14 protein-coding genes are annotated in these 17,872 nt (G+C 60.5%); 13 read left to right on the forward strand and 1 reads right to left on the reverse strand.

The features are described from left to right. The first annotated feature begins 918 nt into the window (after positions 1-918). From GPL81_RS32055 to GPL81_RS25660, 13 genes are all read left to right on the forward strand, one after another. Complete coding sequence (locus tag GPL81_RS32055) at positions 919-1,962, forward strand: methyl-accepting chemotaxis protein (RefSeq protein ID WP_425502619.1); 1,044 nt, start codon at positions 919-921, stop codon at positions 1,960-1,962. A 188-nt stretch (positions 1,963-2,150) separates the two neighbouring features. After that, positions 2,151-3,890 (forward strand): protein-disulfide reductase DsbD, encoded by a 1,740-nt coding sequence (locus GPL81_RS25605; RefSeq protein WP_160108980.1) that lies wholly within the window; start codon positions 2,151-2,153, stop codon positions 3,888-3,890. A 132-nt stretch (positions 3,891-4,022) separates the two neighbouring features. Beyond that, a complete protein-coding gene (gene aroQ, locus GPL81_RS25610) occupies positions 4,023-4,475 on the forward strand; it encodes a type II 3-dehydroquinate dehydratase (RefSeq protein WP_096513610.1) in 453 nt (150 codons plus the stop codon). Positions 4,476-4,522: 47 nt separating this feature from the next. Beyond that, positions 4,523-4,987, forward strand: coding sequence for an acetyl-CoA carboxylase biotin carboxyl carrier protein (accB, locus tag GPL81_RS25615; RefSeq protein ID WP_096513611.1), 465 nt, complete (start codon positions 4,523-4,525; stop codon positions 4,985-4,987). Between the two features lie 17 nt (positions 4,988-5,004). Beyond that, positions 5,005-6,363 (forward strand): acetyl-CoA carboxylase biotin carboxylase subunit, encoded by a 1,359-nt coding sequence (accC, locus tag GPL81_RS25620; RefSeq protein ID WP_096513612.1) that lies wholly within the window; start codon positions 5,005-5,007, stop codon positions 6,361-6,363. A 264-nt stretch (positions 6,364-6,627) separates the two neighbouring features. Beyond that, the gene (prmA, locus tag GPL81_RS25625; protein ID WP_160108981.1) at positions 6,628-7,506 is read left to right on the forward strand and encodes a 50S ribosomal protein L11 methyltransferase; all 879 of its coding nucleotides are present in this window, start codon (positions 6,628-6,630) and stop codon (positions 7,504-7,506) included. A 30-nt stretch (positions 7,507-7,536) separates the two neighbouring features. Next, complete coding sequence (locus tag GPL81_RS25630; RefSeq protein WP_160108982.1) at positions 7,537-8,808, forward strand: DUF3426 domain-containing protein; 1,272 nt, start codon at positions 7,537-7,539, stop codon at positions 8,806-8,808. Positions 8,809-8,993: 185 nt separating this feature from the next. Continuing rightward, positions 8,994-10,004: a tRNA dihydrouridine synthase DusB gene (gene dusB, locus GPL81_RS25635; RefSeq protein WP_096513615.1), complete on the forward strand. Its 1,011-nt coding sequence runs from the start codon at positions 8,994-8,996 to the stop codon at positions 10,002-10,004. Further along, positions 10,001-10,321: a DNA-binding transcriptional regulator Fis gene (gene fis, locus GPL81_RS25640; RefSeq protein ID WP_015093301.1), complete on the forward strand. Its 321-nt coding sequence runs from the start codon at positions 10,001-10,003 to the stop codon at positions 10,319-10,321. Before dusB ends, fis begins: the two co-directional genes overlap by 4 nt. A gap of 81 nt (positions 10,322-10,402) precedes the next feature. Next, a complete protein-coding gene (gene purH, locus GPL81_RS25645; protein ID WP_096513616.1) occupies positions 10,403-12,010 on the forward strand; it encodes a bifunctional phosphoribosylaminoimidazolecarboxamide formyltransferase/IMP cyclohydrolase in 1,608 nt (535 codons plus the stop codon). A 155-nt stretch (positions 12,011-12,165) separates the two neighbouring features. Then, a complete protein-coding gene (gene purD, locus GPL81_RS25650; RefSeq protein ID WP_160108983.1) occupies positions 12,166-13,461 on the forward strand; it encodes a phosphoribosylamine--glycine ligase in 1,296 nt (431 codons plus the stop codon). A gap of 99 nt (positions 13,462-13,560) precedes the next feature. Beyond that, complete coding sequence (locus GPL81_RS25655; RefSeq protein ID WP_160108984.1) at positions 13,561-16,338, forward strand: hybrid sensor histidine kinase/response regulator; 2,778 nt, start codon at positions 13,561-13,563, stop codon at positions 16,336-16,338. A 64-nt stretch (positions 16,339-16,402) separates the two neighbouring features. Then, on the forward strand, positions 16,403-16,999 hold the full coding sequence (locus tag GPL81_RS25660; RefSeq protein WP_096513619.1) for a MarC family protein: 597 nt from the start codon (positions 16,403-16,405) through the stop codon (positions 16,997-16,999). Positions 17,000-17,009: 10 nt separating this feature from the next. On the opposite strand, the gene GPL81_RS25665 is transcribed toward GPL81_RS25660, so the two are convergent. Further along, positions 17,010-17,825 carry a hypothetical protein gene (locus tag GPL81_RS25665; RefSeq protein ID WP_246218985.1) on the reverse strand — a complete coding sequence of 272 codons (816 nt, stop codon included), beginning with the start codon at positions 17,823-17,825 and terminating at the stop codon, positions 17,010-17,012. Positions 17,826-17,872: the final 47 nt, after the last annotated feature.

The following is a 17,872-nucleotide window of genomic DNA, read 5'->3' on the forward strand; positions in this document are numbered from 1 at the left end:
GTTGGTAGTCCCGCGATGCGCCTGAAGCTGCTGACCAATCTCAACACCCTCCTTTTAGTCGCCGTGTGCGTGGCCCTTGGCGCCACACTCTGGTGGTCGCAAAAAGCCCTGGAACGCCCTTATCTATTAATGGAGCGCTACCTGGGGTTGTCCCAGCAATTTCAAAACGAAGTGGCGCGCAACATCGAGGACTACCTGGCCAGCGGCGATGCCCTGCGTTTGAGCAGCGCCGCCCAGGCCATCGACAACCTGCAAAAGGAACTCGCAGCGTTGCCACCGGCCCTGGCTGAAACCCTGCGCCCCAGCCTGTCAAACCTGAACGAGTTCAGCAAAACCGACTTGCTCGCCGCCGGCAAACTCGCGGGCGACCCGCAGGCCCTGCTGCTGCAAGCCGAGCGCGAGCTGGGTGCCAGCCTGGATCAACTCAGCCAGTACGCCAGCGGCAACGCGGCGTACCTGACCCCGCTGCTCGCCGCTTCCCAGCATCTGGGCAAACTGTCGCTGGCCCGGGACAAACTGGTCAGCAGCGGTCGCAGCGAACTGGCCGCCGATGTCGAGCGAGAAGTCACCAGTATCCGCACCCAGGCTGGACTACTGGACGCCCTGCCGTTGCTGGGCGTGGCGGCCAGCAGCGAATCGAACACCGATGATTACGCCGCGATGATGGGCCTGGAGAACACCGAAAAAACCGTCACCGAAGACGCCGGCGTAGGCTACAAGCGCGAGCTGAACAGCCTGCTCGGCCGCTACCCGGCGGAACTTGCGCGCACCCGTGACCAGATCCAGAAACGCGCCGACCTCAGCACCGCGACCCACCTGAAAATCGCCGATGTACAACAGGCCATTGCCGGTCTGGAGCCGGTGGTGCGTGCCCAGCATGGACAGATTCAGGGTGAAGTACGGTTGATGCAAGGGGTGATGATCGGCCTGATCCTGCTGATCGCCTTGCTCATCGACACCCTGCAACGGCGCCTGGCCCGCACTTTGACCAACCTCGCACCCGCGCTCTCGACCTGGGCCGAGGGCGACTTCAGTCAGGACATCCAGTTGGGCAAGACCAACCGCGAACTGCATGACATTGAAGCGTCGCTCAATCGCTTGCGCGCTTATCTGGTGGACTTGGTGGGTACCATCCGCCTCAACGCCGAGCAGGTCGCTGGCAGCAGCCGCACCCTGGCCGAACTGAGCAATGACCTGCACAGCGGTGCTGAACATCAGGCCGGCGACACGGCGTTGATCCGCGATTCCCTGGGTGAACTGGAAGCGACCATCCAGCAAGTCGCCGGCGATGCCAGCCAGGCTGCCGACGCCAGCCGCCATGCCGGACTGGCGGTGGAACACGGGCAGAAAGTCATCGGCTTGAGTCTCACGGGCCTGCATGCGCTGGTGGATGAAGTGCAAGGCAATGCGCAGATGATCGAGCATCTGGCCGAAGAGTCCGCGACCATCGGCGGCGTGCTGACGGTGATCCGTTCGATCGCCGACCAGACCAACCTGTTGGCGCTGAACGCAGCCATTGAAGCGGCACGTGCCGGGGAAATGGGCCGCGGCTTTGCCGTGGTGGCGGAGGAGGTTCGCTCGCTGGCGCAACGCACCGCCGGCGCCACGGCCGAAATCCAGACATTGATTGCCGGCCTGCAAACCGCTGCGCGGCAATCGGTCGAAGGCATGCGCGCCCAGGTCGAGCATGCCGAAGCCACGGCCAACCAGGCCCAGGCGGCCGACGGTGCGCTGGATAAAATCGTCGGAGCGATCCAGACCATTTCCGACACGGCGGTACGCATCGCCGATGTCACCGCCCAGCAAAGCGGCGCCGTCAGCGAGATCCGCGATCACAGCGAGCGGATTCACCAATTGGGCGGGGATAACTTGTTGCGCATCGGCGAAGGGCGCGAGCAAGGGGAAAATCTGCTGGTATTGGGTGGCCGGTTGCATACAGCCGTTCAGGCTTTCCGCGTCTGACCTATCGCCATCGCTGGCAAGCCAGCTCCCACAGGCTCGAGGTGTTCACAAACTTTGTAAGCACCCTCAATATTTGTGGGAGCTGGCTTGCCAGCGATGGCGCCGGAACATTCACCATCGAAATCCCCGCACTGCACACCCCATCAACGTCCGCTATCATCCCCCCAATTCCGATACGCGAGACCGTCATGCGCCGTTTGCTTTGCCTCCTGCTTCTAGTGCTTGCCCTGCCGGCCACTGCCACCGGGTTGCTGGACAGTCGGCCCAGCGCCACCCTGGGCTCGATCAACAACAGCGCCGACTTCCTGCCGGTGCGCGAAGCCTTTCAATTGAGCCTGGTTGAAAGCACGCCGCTATCGATCAAACTGCGCTTCGTTGCCACCGAGGGGTATTACCTCTACCGCCATCGCTTCCAGTTCCGCGCCGACCCTGCCGACGTGGCCCTCGGCACCGCGCAACTGCCCATGGGCGAACAGAAACACGATGAGTATTTCGGCGATGTAGAGGTTTACCACGGCATTCTCGATGTCGAACTGCCGCGTACCGATCAGCGCGCATTCACGCTGGCAGTGACCTATCAAGGTTGCGCGGATAAAGGCCTGTGCTATCCACCTGAAACCGAGCGTCTGAGCATCAATGGCGATGGCGCCACCCTCCATGCCTGGGGCTGGCGCGAGCTGGCGCTGTTCTTCCTCGCGGGCCTGGGCCTGACCTTTACGCCTTGTGTGCTGCCGATGTTGCCGATTCTTTCTGGCGTGGTGTTACGCGGCCAGGTCGGTGGCTGGCGCGGTTTCAATCTGTCTCTGGCCTATGTACTGCCAATGGCCGCCTGTTTCGCCCTGCTCGGCGCACTCATGGGGATGTTCGGCGCGCAGCTCAATTTGCAGGCACGACTGCAATCGGCCTGGGTGCTGGTGCCGTTTGCGCTGTTCTTCGCGGTCTTTGCCCTGGCGATGTTTGGCGTCTTCGAACTGAAGTTGCCGCATGCCATCAGCAGTCGTCTTGACCGGATTGCCGGCCGCACCGAAGGCGGGTCGTTGTGGGGCGCGGCGGTGCTGGGCGTGGTGTCCAGCCTCCTGGTTTCGCCCTGTGTTTCGGCGCCACTGGCCGGCGCGCTGCTGTACATCAGCGCCAGCGGTGATGCCTTGGGCGGCGGATTGAAACTGTTCATGCTGGGGCTCGGCATGGGCGCCCCGCTGCTGCTGGTGGCAACAGGCGGTGCCGCCTGGCTGCCGAAAAGCGGACCGTGGCTGATCTACGTGAAAAACGCCATTGGCGTGCTGCTGTTGGGGCTGGCGATCGGCTTGCTCGGTCGGGTACTGCCAGGCCAGATCACTTTGCTACTGATCGGTTTGCTGGCCGGTGGCGTCGGTTTGTTCATGGGCGCGCTGGAGTTCGTCTATAAACCGCCGAGAAAGCGCCTGGGTCAATTGCTCGGCATGTTCCTGCTGTTTTACGCGCTGGCCTGCTGGTACGGCGGATTCAGCGGCCAGAGCGACCCGTTCAACCCGATCGGCCAGTCGCGCACGGTGGTCGCTACCGAGCAAGCCACTAACACCAGCGCCTGGCAAACCGTCAGTACCCCGGCGGAACTCGACCGCGCACTCGCCCAAGCCCGCGAATCCGGCACCCCACTGCTGCTCGACTGGTACGCCGACTGGTGCATCAGCTGCAAAGTCATCGAACACCAGGTACTCAACGACGCCACCGTCGTCGAACGCCTCAAGGGCTATCGACTGGTCCGCTTCGACATCACGGCCAGCACTGCCGAGCAGCGGGCCCTGCTCGATCGCTACAAGCTGTTCGGCCCTCCGGCACTTATGTTTTTCGGCAGGGACGGCGTCGAACGCGTCGATGTGCGGGTGATCGGCGAGATCGACGCCACGGACTTCGCCGAACGTGTCGCCAGGGCAAATGACCGGATTTAATCAAGCAGTCATATATTTCGCGCAAACATCGGACATCGTGCGGGCTTTTGCAGAGAACTGGACAGTCACAAAGGCTTTGCGGCATAGTCGCCGGGTTCTGACACTTGCACACTGATAACAAGGGAACAGCCGATGGCGACGCTACTGGTTCTGCACGGACCCAACCTGAACATGCTCGGCACCCGTGAACCGGGCACCTACGGCGCCACGACACTGGCGCAGATCAACCAGGACCTGGAACGCCGTGCCCGTGAAGCCGGCCACCATTTGCTGCACCTGCAAAGCAACGCTGAGTACGAATTGATCGACCGCATCCACGCTGCTCGCAGCGAAGGTGTGGACTTCATTCTGATCAACCCAGCAGCTTTTACACATACAAGTGTCGCATTACGTGACGCGCTGCTGGCGGTGAGCATCCCATTCATCGAAGTGCATTTGTCTAACGTGCACAAACGCGAACCTTTCCGCCATCACTCTTACTTCTCCGACGTAGCGGTGGGAGTGATCTGCGGCCTTGGCGCCAGCGGTTATCGACTGGCCCTGGAGGCCGCGCTAGAGCAGCTTGAACAACAGGCAACAGCTTGAACAACAAGTTAACCGCCCCCTGACCGACCCCTGGGAGTTGATGATTCATGGATATCCGTAAAGTTAAGAAACTGATCGAATTGCTGGAAGAGTCCGGCATCGACGAGCTCGAGATCAAGGAAGGCGAAGAGTCCGTACGCATCAGTCGTCACAGTAAGACCCCGGCTCAGCAGTACTACGCGCCAGCGCCAATGCCTGCCCCGGCTGCCGCGCCTGTTGCTGCCGCCGCTCCGGCTGCCGCTGCCGCCCCTGCTGCCGCAGCCGCACCAGCACTGAACGGCGCTGTTGCCCGTTCGCCGATGGTCGGTACGTTCTATCGCAAGTCTTCGCCAACCTCGCCGTCCTTCGTTGAAGTCGGCCAGACCGTGAAGAAAGGCGACACCCTGTGCATCGTTGAAGCCATGAAGATGATGAACCACATCGAAGCTGAAACCAGCGGTGTGATCGAATCCATCCTCGTCGAAGACGGCCAGCCGGTTGAGTACGACCAACCGCTGTTCACCATCGTTTGAACCGCGGAGAGCCTTTGATGACTGCGAAGTTGGAAAAAGTTCTGATCGCCAACCGCGGTGAGATCGCACTGCGGATTCTGCGCGCCTGCAAAGAGATGGGCATCAAGACCGTCGCCGTTTATTCCAAGGCTGACAAGGAACTGATGCACCTGGGCCTGGCAGACGAATCCGTCTGCATCGGTCCGGCATCGGCCGCCCACTCCTACCTGCACATCCCGGCAATCATCGCCGCGGCCGAAGTGACCGGCGCCACCGCCATTCACCCAGGCTACGGTTTCCTCGCGGAAAACGCCGACTTCGCCGAACAGGTCGAGAACTCCGGCTTCGCCTTCATCGGCCCGAAAGCTGAAACCATCCGCCTGATGGGCGACAAGGTTTCGGCCAAGCACGCGATGATCGCCGCTGGCGTACCCACCGTTCCAGGTTCCGACGGCCCGCTGCCGGAAGACGAAGAAACTGCTCTGCGCATCGGCCGTGAAGTCGGTTACCCGGTGATCATCAAAGCCGCTGGCGGCGGCGGTGGTCGCGGCATGCGTGTCGTGCACAAGGAAGAAGACCTGATTTCCTCGGCGAAACTGACCCGCTCCGAAGCGGGCGCAGCGTTCGGCAACCCGATGGTCTATCTGGAAAAATTCCTGACCAACCCGCGTCACGTGGAAGTCCAGGTACTCTCCGACGGCCAGGGCCACGCCATCCATCTGGGCGACCGAGACTGCTCGTTGCAACGCCGTCACCAGAAGGTTCTCGAAGAAGCGCCGGCACCGGGCATCGACGAGAACGCGCGCGAGGAAGTCCTCGCCCGCTGCGTCAAGGCGTGCATCGACATCGGTTACCGTGGCGCAGGCACTTTCGAGTTCCTGTACGAGAACGGTCGCTTCTACTTCATCGAGATGAACACTCGTGTCCAGGTAGAGCACCCGGTATCGGAAATGGTCACCGGCATCGACATCGTCAAGGAGATGCTCAGCATCGCCGCCGGCAACAAGCTGTCGTTCACCCAGGATGACGTGGTCATCCGCGGTCACGCGCTGGAATGCCGGATCAACGCCGAAGACCCGAAAACCTTCATGCCGAGCCCGGGCACGGTCAAGCATTTCCACGCTCCAGGCGGCAACGGCGTTCGCGTCGACTCGCACCTGTACAGCGGCTATGCCGTTCCACCGAACTACGATTCGTTGATCGGCAAGCTGATCACCTACGGCGCAACCCGTGACGAAGCCATGGCGCGCATGCGCAATGCGCTGGACGAGATCGTGGTCGACGGGATCAAGACCAACATCCCGCTGCACCGCGACCTGACCCGCGACGAAGGCTTCTGCAAAGGGGGCGTGAACATTCACTACCTCGAGCACAAGCTGGCTGGCGAGAAGCACTAAGCTTCGACTGGCACACAACAAAGCCGCCTTCGGGCGGCTTTGTTGTTTCTGCCCCTCCGCTCTTTGTAGGAGCAAAGCTTGCTCGCGATAGCGGTTTATCAGTTACATCCATGCTGAATATGCCTCCGCCATCGCGAGCAAGCTTTGCTCCTACAATGGGCACGCATGTATCGCCCTTGTCGTCTTCTGCCCCGCGCTCGCGTAAACTTGCGCGCTTCTCGCAGCCCGCTAGGCTGCAATCAATATTTTTCAAAGGTGCCCGCCATGCCTTGGCTGCAAGTCCGTCTCGCCATCAGCCCAGAACAAGCCGAAACCTACGAAGACGCTTTCCTTGAAGTGGGCGCCGTGTCGGTGACCTTCATGGACGCCGAAGACCAGCCGATCTTCGAACCGGAACTCAATACCACGCCACTGTGGTCGCATACCCACTTGCTGGCCCTGTTCGAAGGTGGCACCGAAGCCGCCAGCGTACTGGCCCACCTGGAATTGCTGACCGGCAGCCCGCTGCCCGAGCACCATAGCGAAGTGATCGAAGACCAGGACTGGGAACGCAGCTGGATGGACAACTTCCAGCCGATGCGTTTCGGTCAGCGCCTGTGGATCGTGCCGAGCTGGCACGCCGCCCCCGAGCCTGACGCCGTGAACCTGCTGCTCGACCCGGGCCTGGCGTTCGGCACCGGTACCCACCCGACCACCGCACTGTGCCTGGAATGGCTCGACGGCCAGGACCTGAAGGACTGCAACGTGCTGGACTTTGGCTGCGGCTCGGGGATCCTGGCAATTGCCGCCCTGTTGCTGGGTGCCAAGGAGGCCGTAGGCACCGACATCGACGTTCAGGCGCTGGAAGCCTCCCGTGACAACGCCGGGCGCAACAACATTGCCGAAGAGCTGTTCCCGCTCTATCTGCCGGAAGATCTGCCGCAGGTTCAGGCTGACGTACTGGTGGCCAACATCCTCGCCGGCCCACTGGTTTCCCTGGCACCGCAGCTATCAGGCCTGGTCAAATCCGGCGGTCGCCTGGCGCTGTCGGGCATCCTCGCCGAGCAAGGTGAAGAAGTGGCCGCCGCCTATGCCAAAGACTTCGATCTGGATCCGATCGCCAATCGCGATGGCTGGGTGCGCATTACCGGCCGTCGGCGCTAGAATGAGCATCTGCATAAACCGGATCGCCGCATGACCGACAGCTTCGTCACCCAGTGCCCGCATTGTCACACCAGCTTCCGCGTCAGCCACGCCCAGTTGAGCGTGGCGCGTGGCGTCGTTCGCTGTGGCTCTTGCCTGCAGGTGTTCAACGCTGCCAAGCAATTGCTTGAGCAGGCCGGCAAGGAGCCGGTCGCGCCGGTCGCGCCAACTGTCGCCGGAACACCAGCACCCGCCGAGCCCAGGGCCATCAGCCAAAAACAATGGACCGCCGCTGAGCTGGATCTGGACAGTCTCGACCTCGACGAGGAACTCGCCCGGCTCGAACAGCGGGAAATCCAGCCGACCACCGAATTCGGCCGGCACCGGGAAGACACCCTTAGCGCGCGTCGTGATAGCCCCGAAAACGACGAAGAACCCTGGACGTCCGACAGCCTGTTCAGCGAATCGGCAACCGACCGCGCGCAAGCGATCACAGGCCTTGATGACCTCGATACGCTCGACGCACTCGAAGCTTCGGACACCCCGGAGCCGATAAACGAGACAGGCATACTCGCGCGCACCGAACCGTCGCTCTCGCTGGAACCGGTAGACCTGGACGACGAATCACAGCCGCCGCAACTTCGCCTGCACGATCCGCTGGACGCTCCGCTTCATCACGAACACCTGTCGGTAACGGCAACCGATGAAATCGATGGCGACCTGCCATCTGCCGAGCCACTTCGCAAACGCCGCGAACGCAACGAGCCAGGGGTTCGCGCCGACGTGCTGCAGGACCTGACCGATGACCCACTGCAACTGGACTGGCAAAAGCGCCGTTCGCCATGGGGTCGCCGGTTCTTCTGGCTGCTGCTGATCCTGCTCGGTGCTGGCGCACTTGTCGGCCAGTATGTCGCTTATCACTTCGATGAATTGGCGCGCCAGGACCAGTACCGACCATGGTTCCAGCAGCTGTGTCCGCAAATCGGCTGCACCGTGCCATCGAAGGTCGATATCGCAAAAATCAAAAGCAGCAACCTGGTGGTTCGCAGCCATCCTGAATTCAGCGGTGCACTGGTGGTCGATGCGATCATCTACAACCGCGCGCCCTTCTCCCAGCCTTTCCCGCTGCTGGAACTCCGCTTTGCCGACCTCAACGGCCATCTGATCGCCAGCCGTCGCTTCAAGCCTGGCGAATACCTCAACGGCGACCTCGAGGGCATGGTGGAAATGCCTCCGCAAACGCCGATCCACATCGCACTGGACATCCTCGATCCAGGCGCCAAAGCGGTGAACTACAGCCTGAGCTTCCACTCGCCAGAGTGAAACGATTCACTGATCTCCAATTGACGACGGCATTCTGACTTCGCCCACCCGGACCAAACCGCTGGCAATAACAGAATAACTGTTCAGATTTTGTTCAATTCAGCCTTTATCCAGTCATCGAGAGCGGGTATCATGCCAACCCTTTTTCGAACTCTCATGATCCGGCCCCACAACAGGGAAGCCCTATGTCGGCGGTACGCATCGGTCCATACACATTACACAACGGCTTGATTCTCGCCCCCATGGCGGGTGTCACCGACCAACCCTTTCGTCAGCTGTGCAAGCGATTGGGCGCGGGGCTAGTAGTCTCAGAAATGGTCACCAGCGACATGAGCCTGTGGAACACCCGCAAATCGCGGATGCGCATGATCCACGAAGGCGATCCCGAGCCACGCTCGGTACAGATCGCCGGTGGTGACGCGCAGATGCTGGCGGATGCGGCCCGGGCCAACGTCGAATCGGGCGCGCAGATTATCGATATCAACATGGGCTGTCCGGCGAAGAAGGTCTGTAACAAGGCGGCCGGTTCCGCACTGTTGAAGGATGAAGCGCTGGTAACCGAGATCCTGCAGGCCGTCGTGGCTGCGGTCGATGTGCCGGTTACCCTGAAGATCCGTACCGGCTGGGACCGGGACAACAAGAATGGCCTGACGGTGGCGAAGATCGCCGAGCAGGCAGGGATCACGGCGCTGGCGGTCCATGGCCGCACCCGTGCCGACCTGTATACCGGTGAAGCCGAGTACGACACCATCGCCGCGATCAAGCAGGCGGTGTCGATGCCGGTCTTCGCCAATGGCGATATCGATTCGCCGGAAAAGGCCCGGTACGTGCTCGACGCGACCGGTGCCGACGGCCTGTTGATTGGCCGGGCTGCCCAAGGGCGGCCATGGATTTTTCGTGAGATCGACCATTTCCTGCGGACCGGCGAGAAGCTCCCGGCGCTGGACCTGATCGAAGTGGAACGCATACTGCTAGAGCATCTGGCTGCGCTGCACGCCTTCTATGGCGACGTGATGGGCGTACGCATTGCTCGAAAGCATGTGGGCTGGTATCTCGCAACCTTGCCGGGCGCCAGGGAGTTTCGCGCCCACTTCAATCGTTTGGAAGATACGGAAGCACAATGCGCCAACGTTCAGGACTTCTTCGCCGAACGTTACAAGAGCCTGACAGGGGACGGAGAGGGGGTGGCCGCATGACGATGATGACCGAGACTTTAGTGAGTGGAACGACACCCGTGAGCGACAACGTGAATTTGAAACAGCACCTCAATACCCCAAGCGAAGAAGGCCAGACCCTTCGCGGGAGTGTCGAGAAAGCGCTGCACAATTATTTCGCCCACCTTGAGGGCGCTGCCGTCACGGATGTGTACAACCTCGTGCTCTCCGAAGTCGAGGCCCCCCTGCTCGAGTGCGTGATGAACTACGTCAAGGGCAACCAGACCAAGGCCAGCGAGATGCTCGGACTGAACCGGGGCACGCTGCGCAAGAAACTCAAACAGTACGATTTGCTGTAAGCATTCAATCAAACCAGAAAGGCGCCCGCGTAAAACCGGTCGCCTTTTTTGCTGACTCCTTTGCTTTTGATGGAAATTGAGATGACCGACCAGACTACCCGCCTGCCGATCCGCCGCGCCTTGATCAGTGTTTCCGACAAGACCGGGATCCTCGAATTCGCCAAAGAGCTTGAAGCCCTGGGCGTCGAGATCCTCTCCACCGGCGGAACATTCAAGCTGCTGCAGGACAACGGCGTTGCCGCAGTGGAAGTCGCTGATTACACCGGCTTCGCGGAAATGATGGACGGTCGGGTGAAAACCCTGCACCCGAAAATCCACGGCGGGATCCTCGGTCGTCGCGGTATCGACGACGCCATCATGAACGAGCACGGCATCAAGCCGATCGACTTGGTAGCGGTCAACCTCTACCCGTTCGAAGCCACCATCAACAAGCCAGGCTGCGACCTGCCGACTGCGATCGAGAACATCGACATCGGTGGCCCGACCATGGTCCGCTCGGCTGCCAAGAACCACAAAGACGTGGCCATCGTGGTCAATGCCGGCGATTACGCCAACGTCCTGGAAAATCTCAAGGCCGGCGGCCTGACCTACGCTCAGCGTTTCGACCTGATGCTCAAGGCATTCGAACACACCGCTGCCTACGACGGCATGATCGCCAACTACATGGGCACCGTGAACCAGGCCGCTGACACCCTCAGCACTGAAGGTCGCAGCGAATTCCCGCGCACCTTCAACAGCCAGTTCATCAAGGCCCAGGAAATGCGCTACGGCGAGAACCCGCACCAGAGCGCGGCGTTCTACGTGGAAGCCAAGCCTGCCGAAGTCGGCATCGCCACCGCGACCCAACTGCAAGGCAAGGAACTGTCGTACAACAACGTGGCCGACACCGACGCCGCGCTGGAGTGCGTGAAGAGCTTCGTCAAACCGGCCTGCGTGATTGTCAAGCACGCCAACCCGTGCGGCGTGGCCGTGAGCCCGGATGCCGAAGGCGGTATCCGCAAGGCCTACGACCTGGCCTACGCCACCGATACCGAATCCGCATTCGGCGGCATCATCGCCTTCAACCGCGAACTGGACGCTGAAACCGCCAAGGCCATCGTCGACCGTCAGTTCGTCGAAGTGATCATTGCCCCAAGCGTCAGCGAAGAAGCCCGCGCCATCGTGGCGGCCAAAGCCAACGTACGCCTGCTGGCCTGCGGCGAGTGGTCGGCGGATCGCGCCGCTGCCTGGGACTACAAACGCGTCAATGGCGGCCTGCTGGTACAGAGCCGCGATATCGGCATGATCGGTAGCGAAGACCTGAAAGTCGTCACCAAGCGTGCACCGACCGAGCAAGAGATCAACGACCTGATCTTCGCCTGGAAAGTCGCCAAGTACGTCAAGTCCAACGCCATCGTCTACGCCAAGAACCGTCAGACCATTGGTGTCGGCGCCGGCCAGATGAGCCGCGTGAACTCTGCGCGCATTGCTGCGATCAAGGCTGAACACGCTGGCCTGCAGGTCGCCGGTTCGGTGATGGCTTCCGACGCATTCTTCCCGTTCCGCGACGGTCTGGACAATGCGGCCAAGGCGGGTGTGACTGCTGTGATCCAGCCAGGCGGCTCGATGCGTGATGCCGAAGTAATTGCTGCGGCTGACGAAGCCGGCATCGCCATGGTATTCACCGGCATGCGCCACTTCCGTCACTGACACATAGATCAACTGTGGGAGCGAGCCTGCTCGCGAAGACGGCGGCACATTAAACTTTGATGTGACTGACACACCGCCTTCGCGAGCAGGCTCGCTCCCACATAAAAGCATCCCCGCGGTGCTATCAAGAATTAGCGTCATCCGAGGTTTTTGAAATGAATGTTTTGATCATTGGCAGCGGTGGCCGTGAACACGCCCTGGCCTGGAAAGTGGCTCAGGATCCGCGCGTGCAGAAAGTGTTCGTGGCGCCCGGTAATGCCGGCACTGCCATTGAAGCCAAGTGCGAGAACGTCGCTATCGACGTGCTGGCCCTGGAGCAGTTGGCAGACTTCGCCGAGAAAAACGTTTCCCTGACCATCGTCGGCCCGGAAGTGCCGCTGGTCGCCGGTGTGGTTGACCTGTTCCGCTCCCGTGGCCTGGATTGTTTCGGCCCGACCGCTGGCGCTGCTCAGCTGGAAGGCTCGAAAGCGTTCACCAAGGATTTCCTGGCGCGCCACAAGATCCCGACCGCCGACTACCAGAACTTCACCGAGATCGAGCCGGCCCTGGCTTACCTGCGTGAGAAAGGCGCCCCAATCGTGATCAAGGCCGACGGCCTTGCAGCGGGTAAAGGCGTGATCGTCGCCATGACCCTGACCGAAGCCGAAGATGCCGTGCGCGACATGCTGGCAGGCAATGCCTTCGGCGATGCCGGTTCGCGCGTCGTGATCGAAGAGTTCCTGGACGGCGAAGAAGCCAGCTTCATCGTCATGGTCGATGGCAAGAACGTATTGCCAATGGCCACCAGCCAGGACCACAAACGCGTCGGCGACGGCGACACCGGCCCGAACACCGGCGGCATGGGTGCCTACTCCCCTGCTCCGGTTGTCACCAGCGAAGTGCACAAGCGTGTCATGGACCTGGTGATCTGGCCGACGGTTCGCGGCATGGCCGAGGAAGGTAACGTCTACACTGGTTTCCTGTACGCCGGCCTGATGATTGACAAGGCCGGTAACCCAAAAGTTATCGAATTCAACTGCCGTTTCGGCGACCCTGAGACCCAACCAGTCATGCTGCGCTTGCAGTCGAGCCTGGTGCTGCTGGTCGAAGCGGCCCTGGCACAGGCACTGGACAAGGTCGAGGCACAATGGGATCCACGTCCGAGCGTCGGCATCGTGTTGGCGGCGGGAGGCTATCCTGGTGACTATGCCAAAGGCGTGGCCATCCAGGGTCTGGATGCAGCGGCGGCACTGGAAGGCAAAGTCTTCCACGCCGGCACTGCACTCAAGGACGGCCAGGTCGTGACGGCCGGCGGTCGAGTACTCTGCGCCACTGCCATGGGCACCAGCGTCGATGCTGCTCAACAGCAGGCTTACAAATTGGCGGCCAGTATTGATTGGGAAGGTTGTTTCTATCGCAAGGACATTGGCTACCGCGCCATTGCCCGCGAGCGTGGCGAAAATCAGGAATAAGCTACCCATTCGGCCGGGCAAGGGCTTCGAGCCCTTGCCTGACTATTCCGGCGCCGCGCATAGTTATATTCTGGCATCAACCTACGAAGGGATTTCGCCGTGCGCTGGCTCAGGATTGCCATAGGCTTCACCGTCACCTTGCTGACACTGCTCTGCATGCTCCCGGCCCAGGCCGGGCAAGGCAGTGGCTTGGCTGTATTGCTCGACGAACAGGGCGACCTGCAGCTGAGCGATATCCGTTCCGCCCGCTACACCAATCAATTCAGTCCCATCGATCTGGAGCGCGTCAAGGCAGCCGAGCCCGATGGCGCACTCTGGCTACGCTTTCGCCTCGCACCCGGCAAGCATGAACAGGTGCTGAGGGTGTTCGCGCCCGACCTGCTGCAACTCAACATGTATGTGCTGGACGGCGACAAGCTGATAGAGCAGTCGACCACCGGTAACAAACAGCCCCTGGCTGAGCGGCCACTGCCCAGCAGCGACTTCATGCTGCCGTTGCCGCAAAACGAAAAGCCCCTCGACGTTTACCTGCGACTGGTGTCCGAACATCAGCTGCGCCCCTATATCACCCTGGAATCGGCGGTCATGACCGCGGCCAGCCAGAACCAGTCGCTGATTTACGGTCTGTTGCTGGGCTGCATCGGCATGCTGATCCTGCACAACCTCATCCGTTACGCCTACACCCGCTCGCGCAGCAGTGCCTGGCTGGCGGCTTGTGAAGCCTTGTTGGGGCTCAGCCTTGTACTGTTGCTGAACCTGGCTGGACCCTGGCTACCCAATTGGCAAGCCGTGCAAACGCCGGGGGCATACCTTGCCCTGTTATTGACGGCCCCCTGCGGCCTGATGTTCGCCTATCGCTTCTTCGCCCCCCTCGGTCCGCATCCGCTGAACAAGCTGATTCTGGGCGACATTGTGTTCATCATGATCTGCGGCCTGCTGCTGCTGTTCGTCAATACACTGCCGCTGAACATCATCACCTACGGCCTGGTCGCCCTGGCGGGCTTGAGCATGCTGTTTGTCAGCGCCTATCACTGGCAGAAAGGCTATCGTCCGGCGCGGCTGTTCGTGGCGGCCATGGTGGTGTTCAACCTCGGCACACTGATCATTCTGCCCGCCCTGCTCGGCCTGACCCTGATCGAGCCCCATGGCCTGATCACCACCCTGCTGGCATTCATCTGCATCAGCGGCCTGTTGATGAGCATTGCCTTGAGCGAGCGCCAGCGCCGTATCACTGAAGACCGTTTCAGCATCAGCCGCGACCTCGCGGCCAGCAACGCCGAGATCAACGCCAAGGCCGAATTCCTGGCGAAGATCAGCCATGAGATCCGCACGCCGATGAATGGCGTGCTGGGCATGACCGAGCTGTTGCTGGGTACGCCACTCTCGGTCAAGCAGCGCGACTATGTGCAGACCATCCATAGCGCCGGCAACGAACTGCTCACGCTGATCAACGAAATCCTCGACATCTCCAAACTCGAATCCGGGCAAATCGAACTCGACGATGTGCAGTTCGATCTCAACGCGCTGATCGAAGACTGCCTGAGCATCTTCCGCGCCAAGGCCGAACAGCAGAACGTCGAATTGATCAGCTTCATTCAGCCGCAAGTTCCGCGGGTCATCAGTGGCGACCCGACACGCCTGCGCCAGACCTTGTTGAGCCTGCTTGAAAATGCCCTGAAGAAAACCGACGAAGGCGAAATCCTGATCGTCGTCGCGCTCGACGAACGCAGTGCCAAACCGCGCCTGCGCATTGCCGTGCAGGACAGTGGCGAACCCATGGACGCCGAAGAGCGCGATGCGCTGATGCATGCCGAACTGCACAGCAAGCACTTCCTCTCGGCCAACCGTCTGGGCGGCAATCTTGGGCTGGTGATCGCACGACAGCTGATCCGCCTGATGCAAGGCGAGTTCGGCATCAAGAGCGGCAGCAATCAGGGCAGCACCTTATGGCTGACCTTGCCGCTGGACCCTGATCGCCTCGAGCACCCGACCTCCGATCTTGACGGACCACTGCAAGGCGCCCGGGTTCTGGTGGTGGATGACAACGACACCTGTCGCAAGGTTCTGGTGCAGCAGTGCAGCGCCTGGGGCCTGAACGTCAGCGCCGTTCCGTCCGGCAAGGAAGCACTGGCATTGCTGCGCACCAAGGCGCACTTGCGCGACTACTTCGACGTCGTCCTGCTGGACCAGAACATGCCTGGCATGACCGGCATGCAGCTGGCCGCCAAGATCAAGGAAGATCCGAGCCTGAACCACGATATCTTGCTGATCATGCTCACCGGCATCAGCAATGCGCCGAGCAAAATCATCGCGCGCAACTCGGGGATCAAACGCATCCTTGCCAAACCGGTGGCCGGCTACACCCTCAAAACGACCCTGGCCGACGAGCTGACCCAACGCAACAAGGGCCTCGCAGTCATGCACCAACCGCCGTCCGGCGCTCCCCTGCCGGTCAAGGTGCCCAGCGATTTCCGCATTCTGGTGGCCGAAGACAACAGCATCTCGACCAAGGTTATTCGCGGCATGCTGGGCAAGCTCAATCTGCAACCTGACACGGCCAGCAATGGTGAAGAAGCCTTGCAGGCCATGAAGGCGCAACGTTACGACCTGGTGCTGATGGACTGCGAGATGCCCATCCTCGACGGTTTCTCGGCTACCCAGCAATTGCGCGCCTGGGAAGTGGGCAACCAGCGCATCCGTACCCCGGTTGTTGCGTTGACCGCACACATCCTTGCCGAGCATAAGGAGCGCGCGCGCCAGGCGGGCATGGACGGACACATGGCCAAGCCGGTCGAGCTTTCGCAATTGCGCGAATTGATCGAACACTGGGTTGCCCAACGCGATCTGCAGAACCGCACGGCGACACCTACGTCCTGAGCCGACAGACCCTGCAACGCCTGATAGACTCCCCCTCGACTTCCCTCGCCAGTGAGCCTGCACCATGCTCCATGTGTTGTTCAGCGTTTACCTGAAGATGCTGGTGCTCTATAGCCCGTTCTTCGTGTTGTCCTGCTTCATCAGTCTGACCCGCGGCTACTCGCGCAAGGAACAACGTCGGCTGGCCTGGAAAGTGGCGATCGCCACCCTGGTCTCGAGTGTCTTGCTGTACCTGTTTGGCCGAGTGATTTTCAGCGTTTTCGGTATCACCGTGGACGCGTTCCGCATTGGTGCCGGCAGCGTGCTGTTCATCTCCGCGCTGGGCATGGCCCAGGGTAAATCAGCGGTGCAAACCGACAACGTGCAACAGGATGTGACCATCGTCCCGCTGACCATCCCCCTGACGGTCGGCCCCGGCACCATCGGTGCCTTGCTGGTGATGGGCGTGAGCCAGCCGCATTGGGACGACAAGCTCACGGCCATCCTCAGCATTGCCCTGGCTAGCTTCACGGTCGGTGTGGTGCTGTACCTGTCCAACCGCATCGAACGTATTCTCGGCGATCAGGGTTTGCAGATTGTCAGCCGGTTGATGGGGCTATTCGTGTGCGCGCTGGCGGCGCAGATTATCTTTACCGGAGTCAAGGGCTACCTGGTTCCGTAGGTGCGGGCGGTCACTTGCGCCGGCTGAAGCGCTTGACCAAAACTTCCTTGCGATGCACACCAAGATACTCTTCGATCTCCGACTTGATTTCCGCATACCGGGCAGGGTTGAACGTGATGAACGACTTTCCGTGAAAGATATCGAGCGAAGAAGTCTTCCAGTCAACGAACAACAGCCCACCATCATTGCTCCCGCCCTGATGATCGATGGCCGCTATCGCAATCAGAATAATGCCATTCGGCATTTGCTCACAGGGTATGGTGGATAAGCGCACGCCTTCTGCACTTTTCGATTCCAGATTCAACAAGTTGATGGCTTCAGGTTCTTTCTTCAATGCCGTCAATGTTGAGTTCGTTACCGCACTGAGTACTGTAGCGCCTGGAATCGCGGCTTTTGCTGCCTCGATGGCGGCCTGAATAATATCAACCATGACATTATCCATCTGTATCTTCAGCGAAGTAGCGTTGTATTTGGAGAACCCTTTATCCGCGACAAAACATCCAAGATCTTCCATGCACTTGGCAAATGCATGGTACCAGGCCTTTGGATCGCTATTGCCTGGCACTTCATAGTTCGCTTCCATCTTCGACATGGTGATCAGGTTTTCAATGATCGCCATGTTTTCGATACTTATCTTGTCGCCATAACCAATCAGACTGTTGCCCAGAACCAGCGCATCCAACTCTTTTGTCGGACTCGATGTCACCGTCGATACCAGCGACCTCGCACGTGGCCTTGCGGCCAATGCACCCTTGCGTTTTTCAACGCACTCTCTGACAAACTCTATACTTTCCGAAACACTTACCGAGCTTTCAAAAACCTTCATATATAAAATCCCTTTATTAACAAATAAACGCTCCTTCCAGGAACACT

The sequence above is a fragment of the Pseudomonas izuensis genome (assembly GCF_009861505.1).
GTDB classification, from domain to species: Bacteria; Pseudomonadota; Gammaproteobacteria; order Pseudomonadales; family Pseudomonadaceae; genus Aquipseudomonas; species Aquipseudomonas izuensis.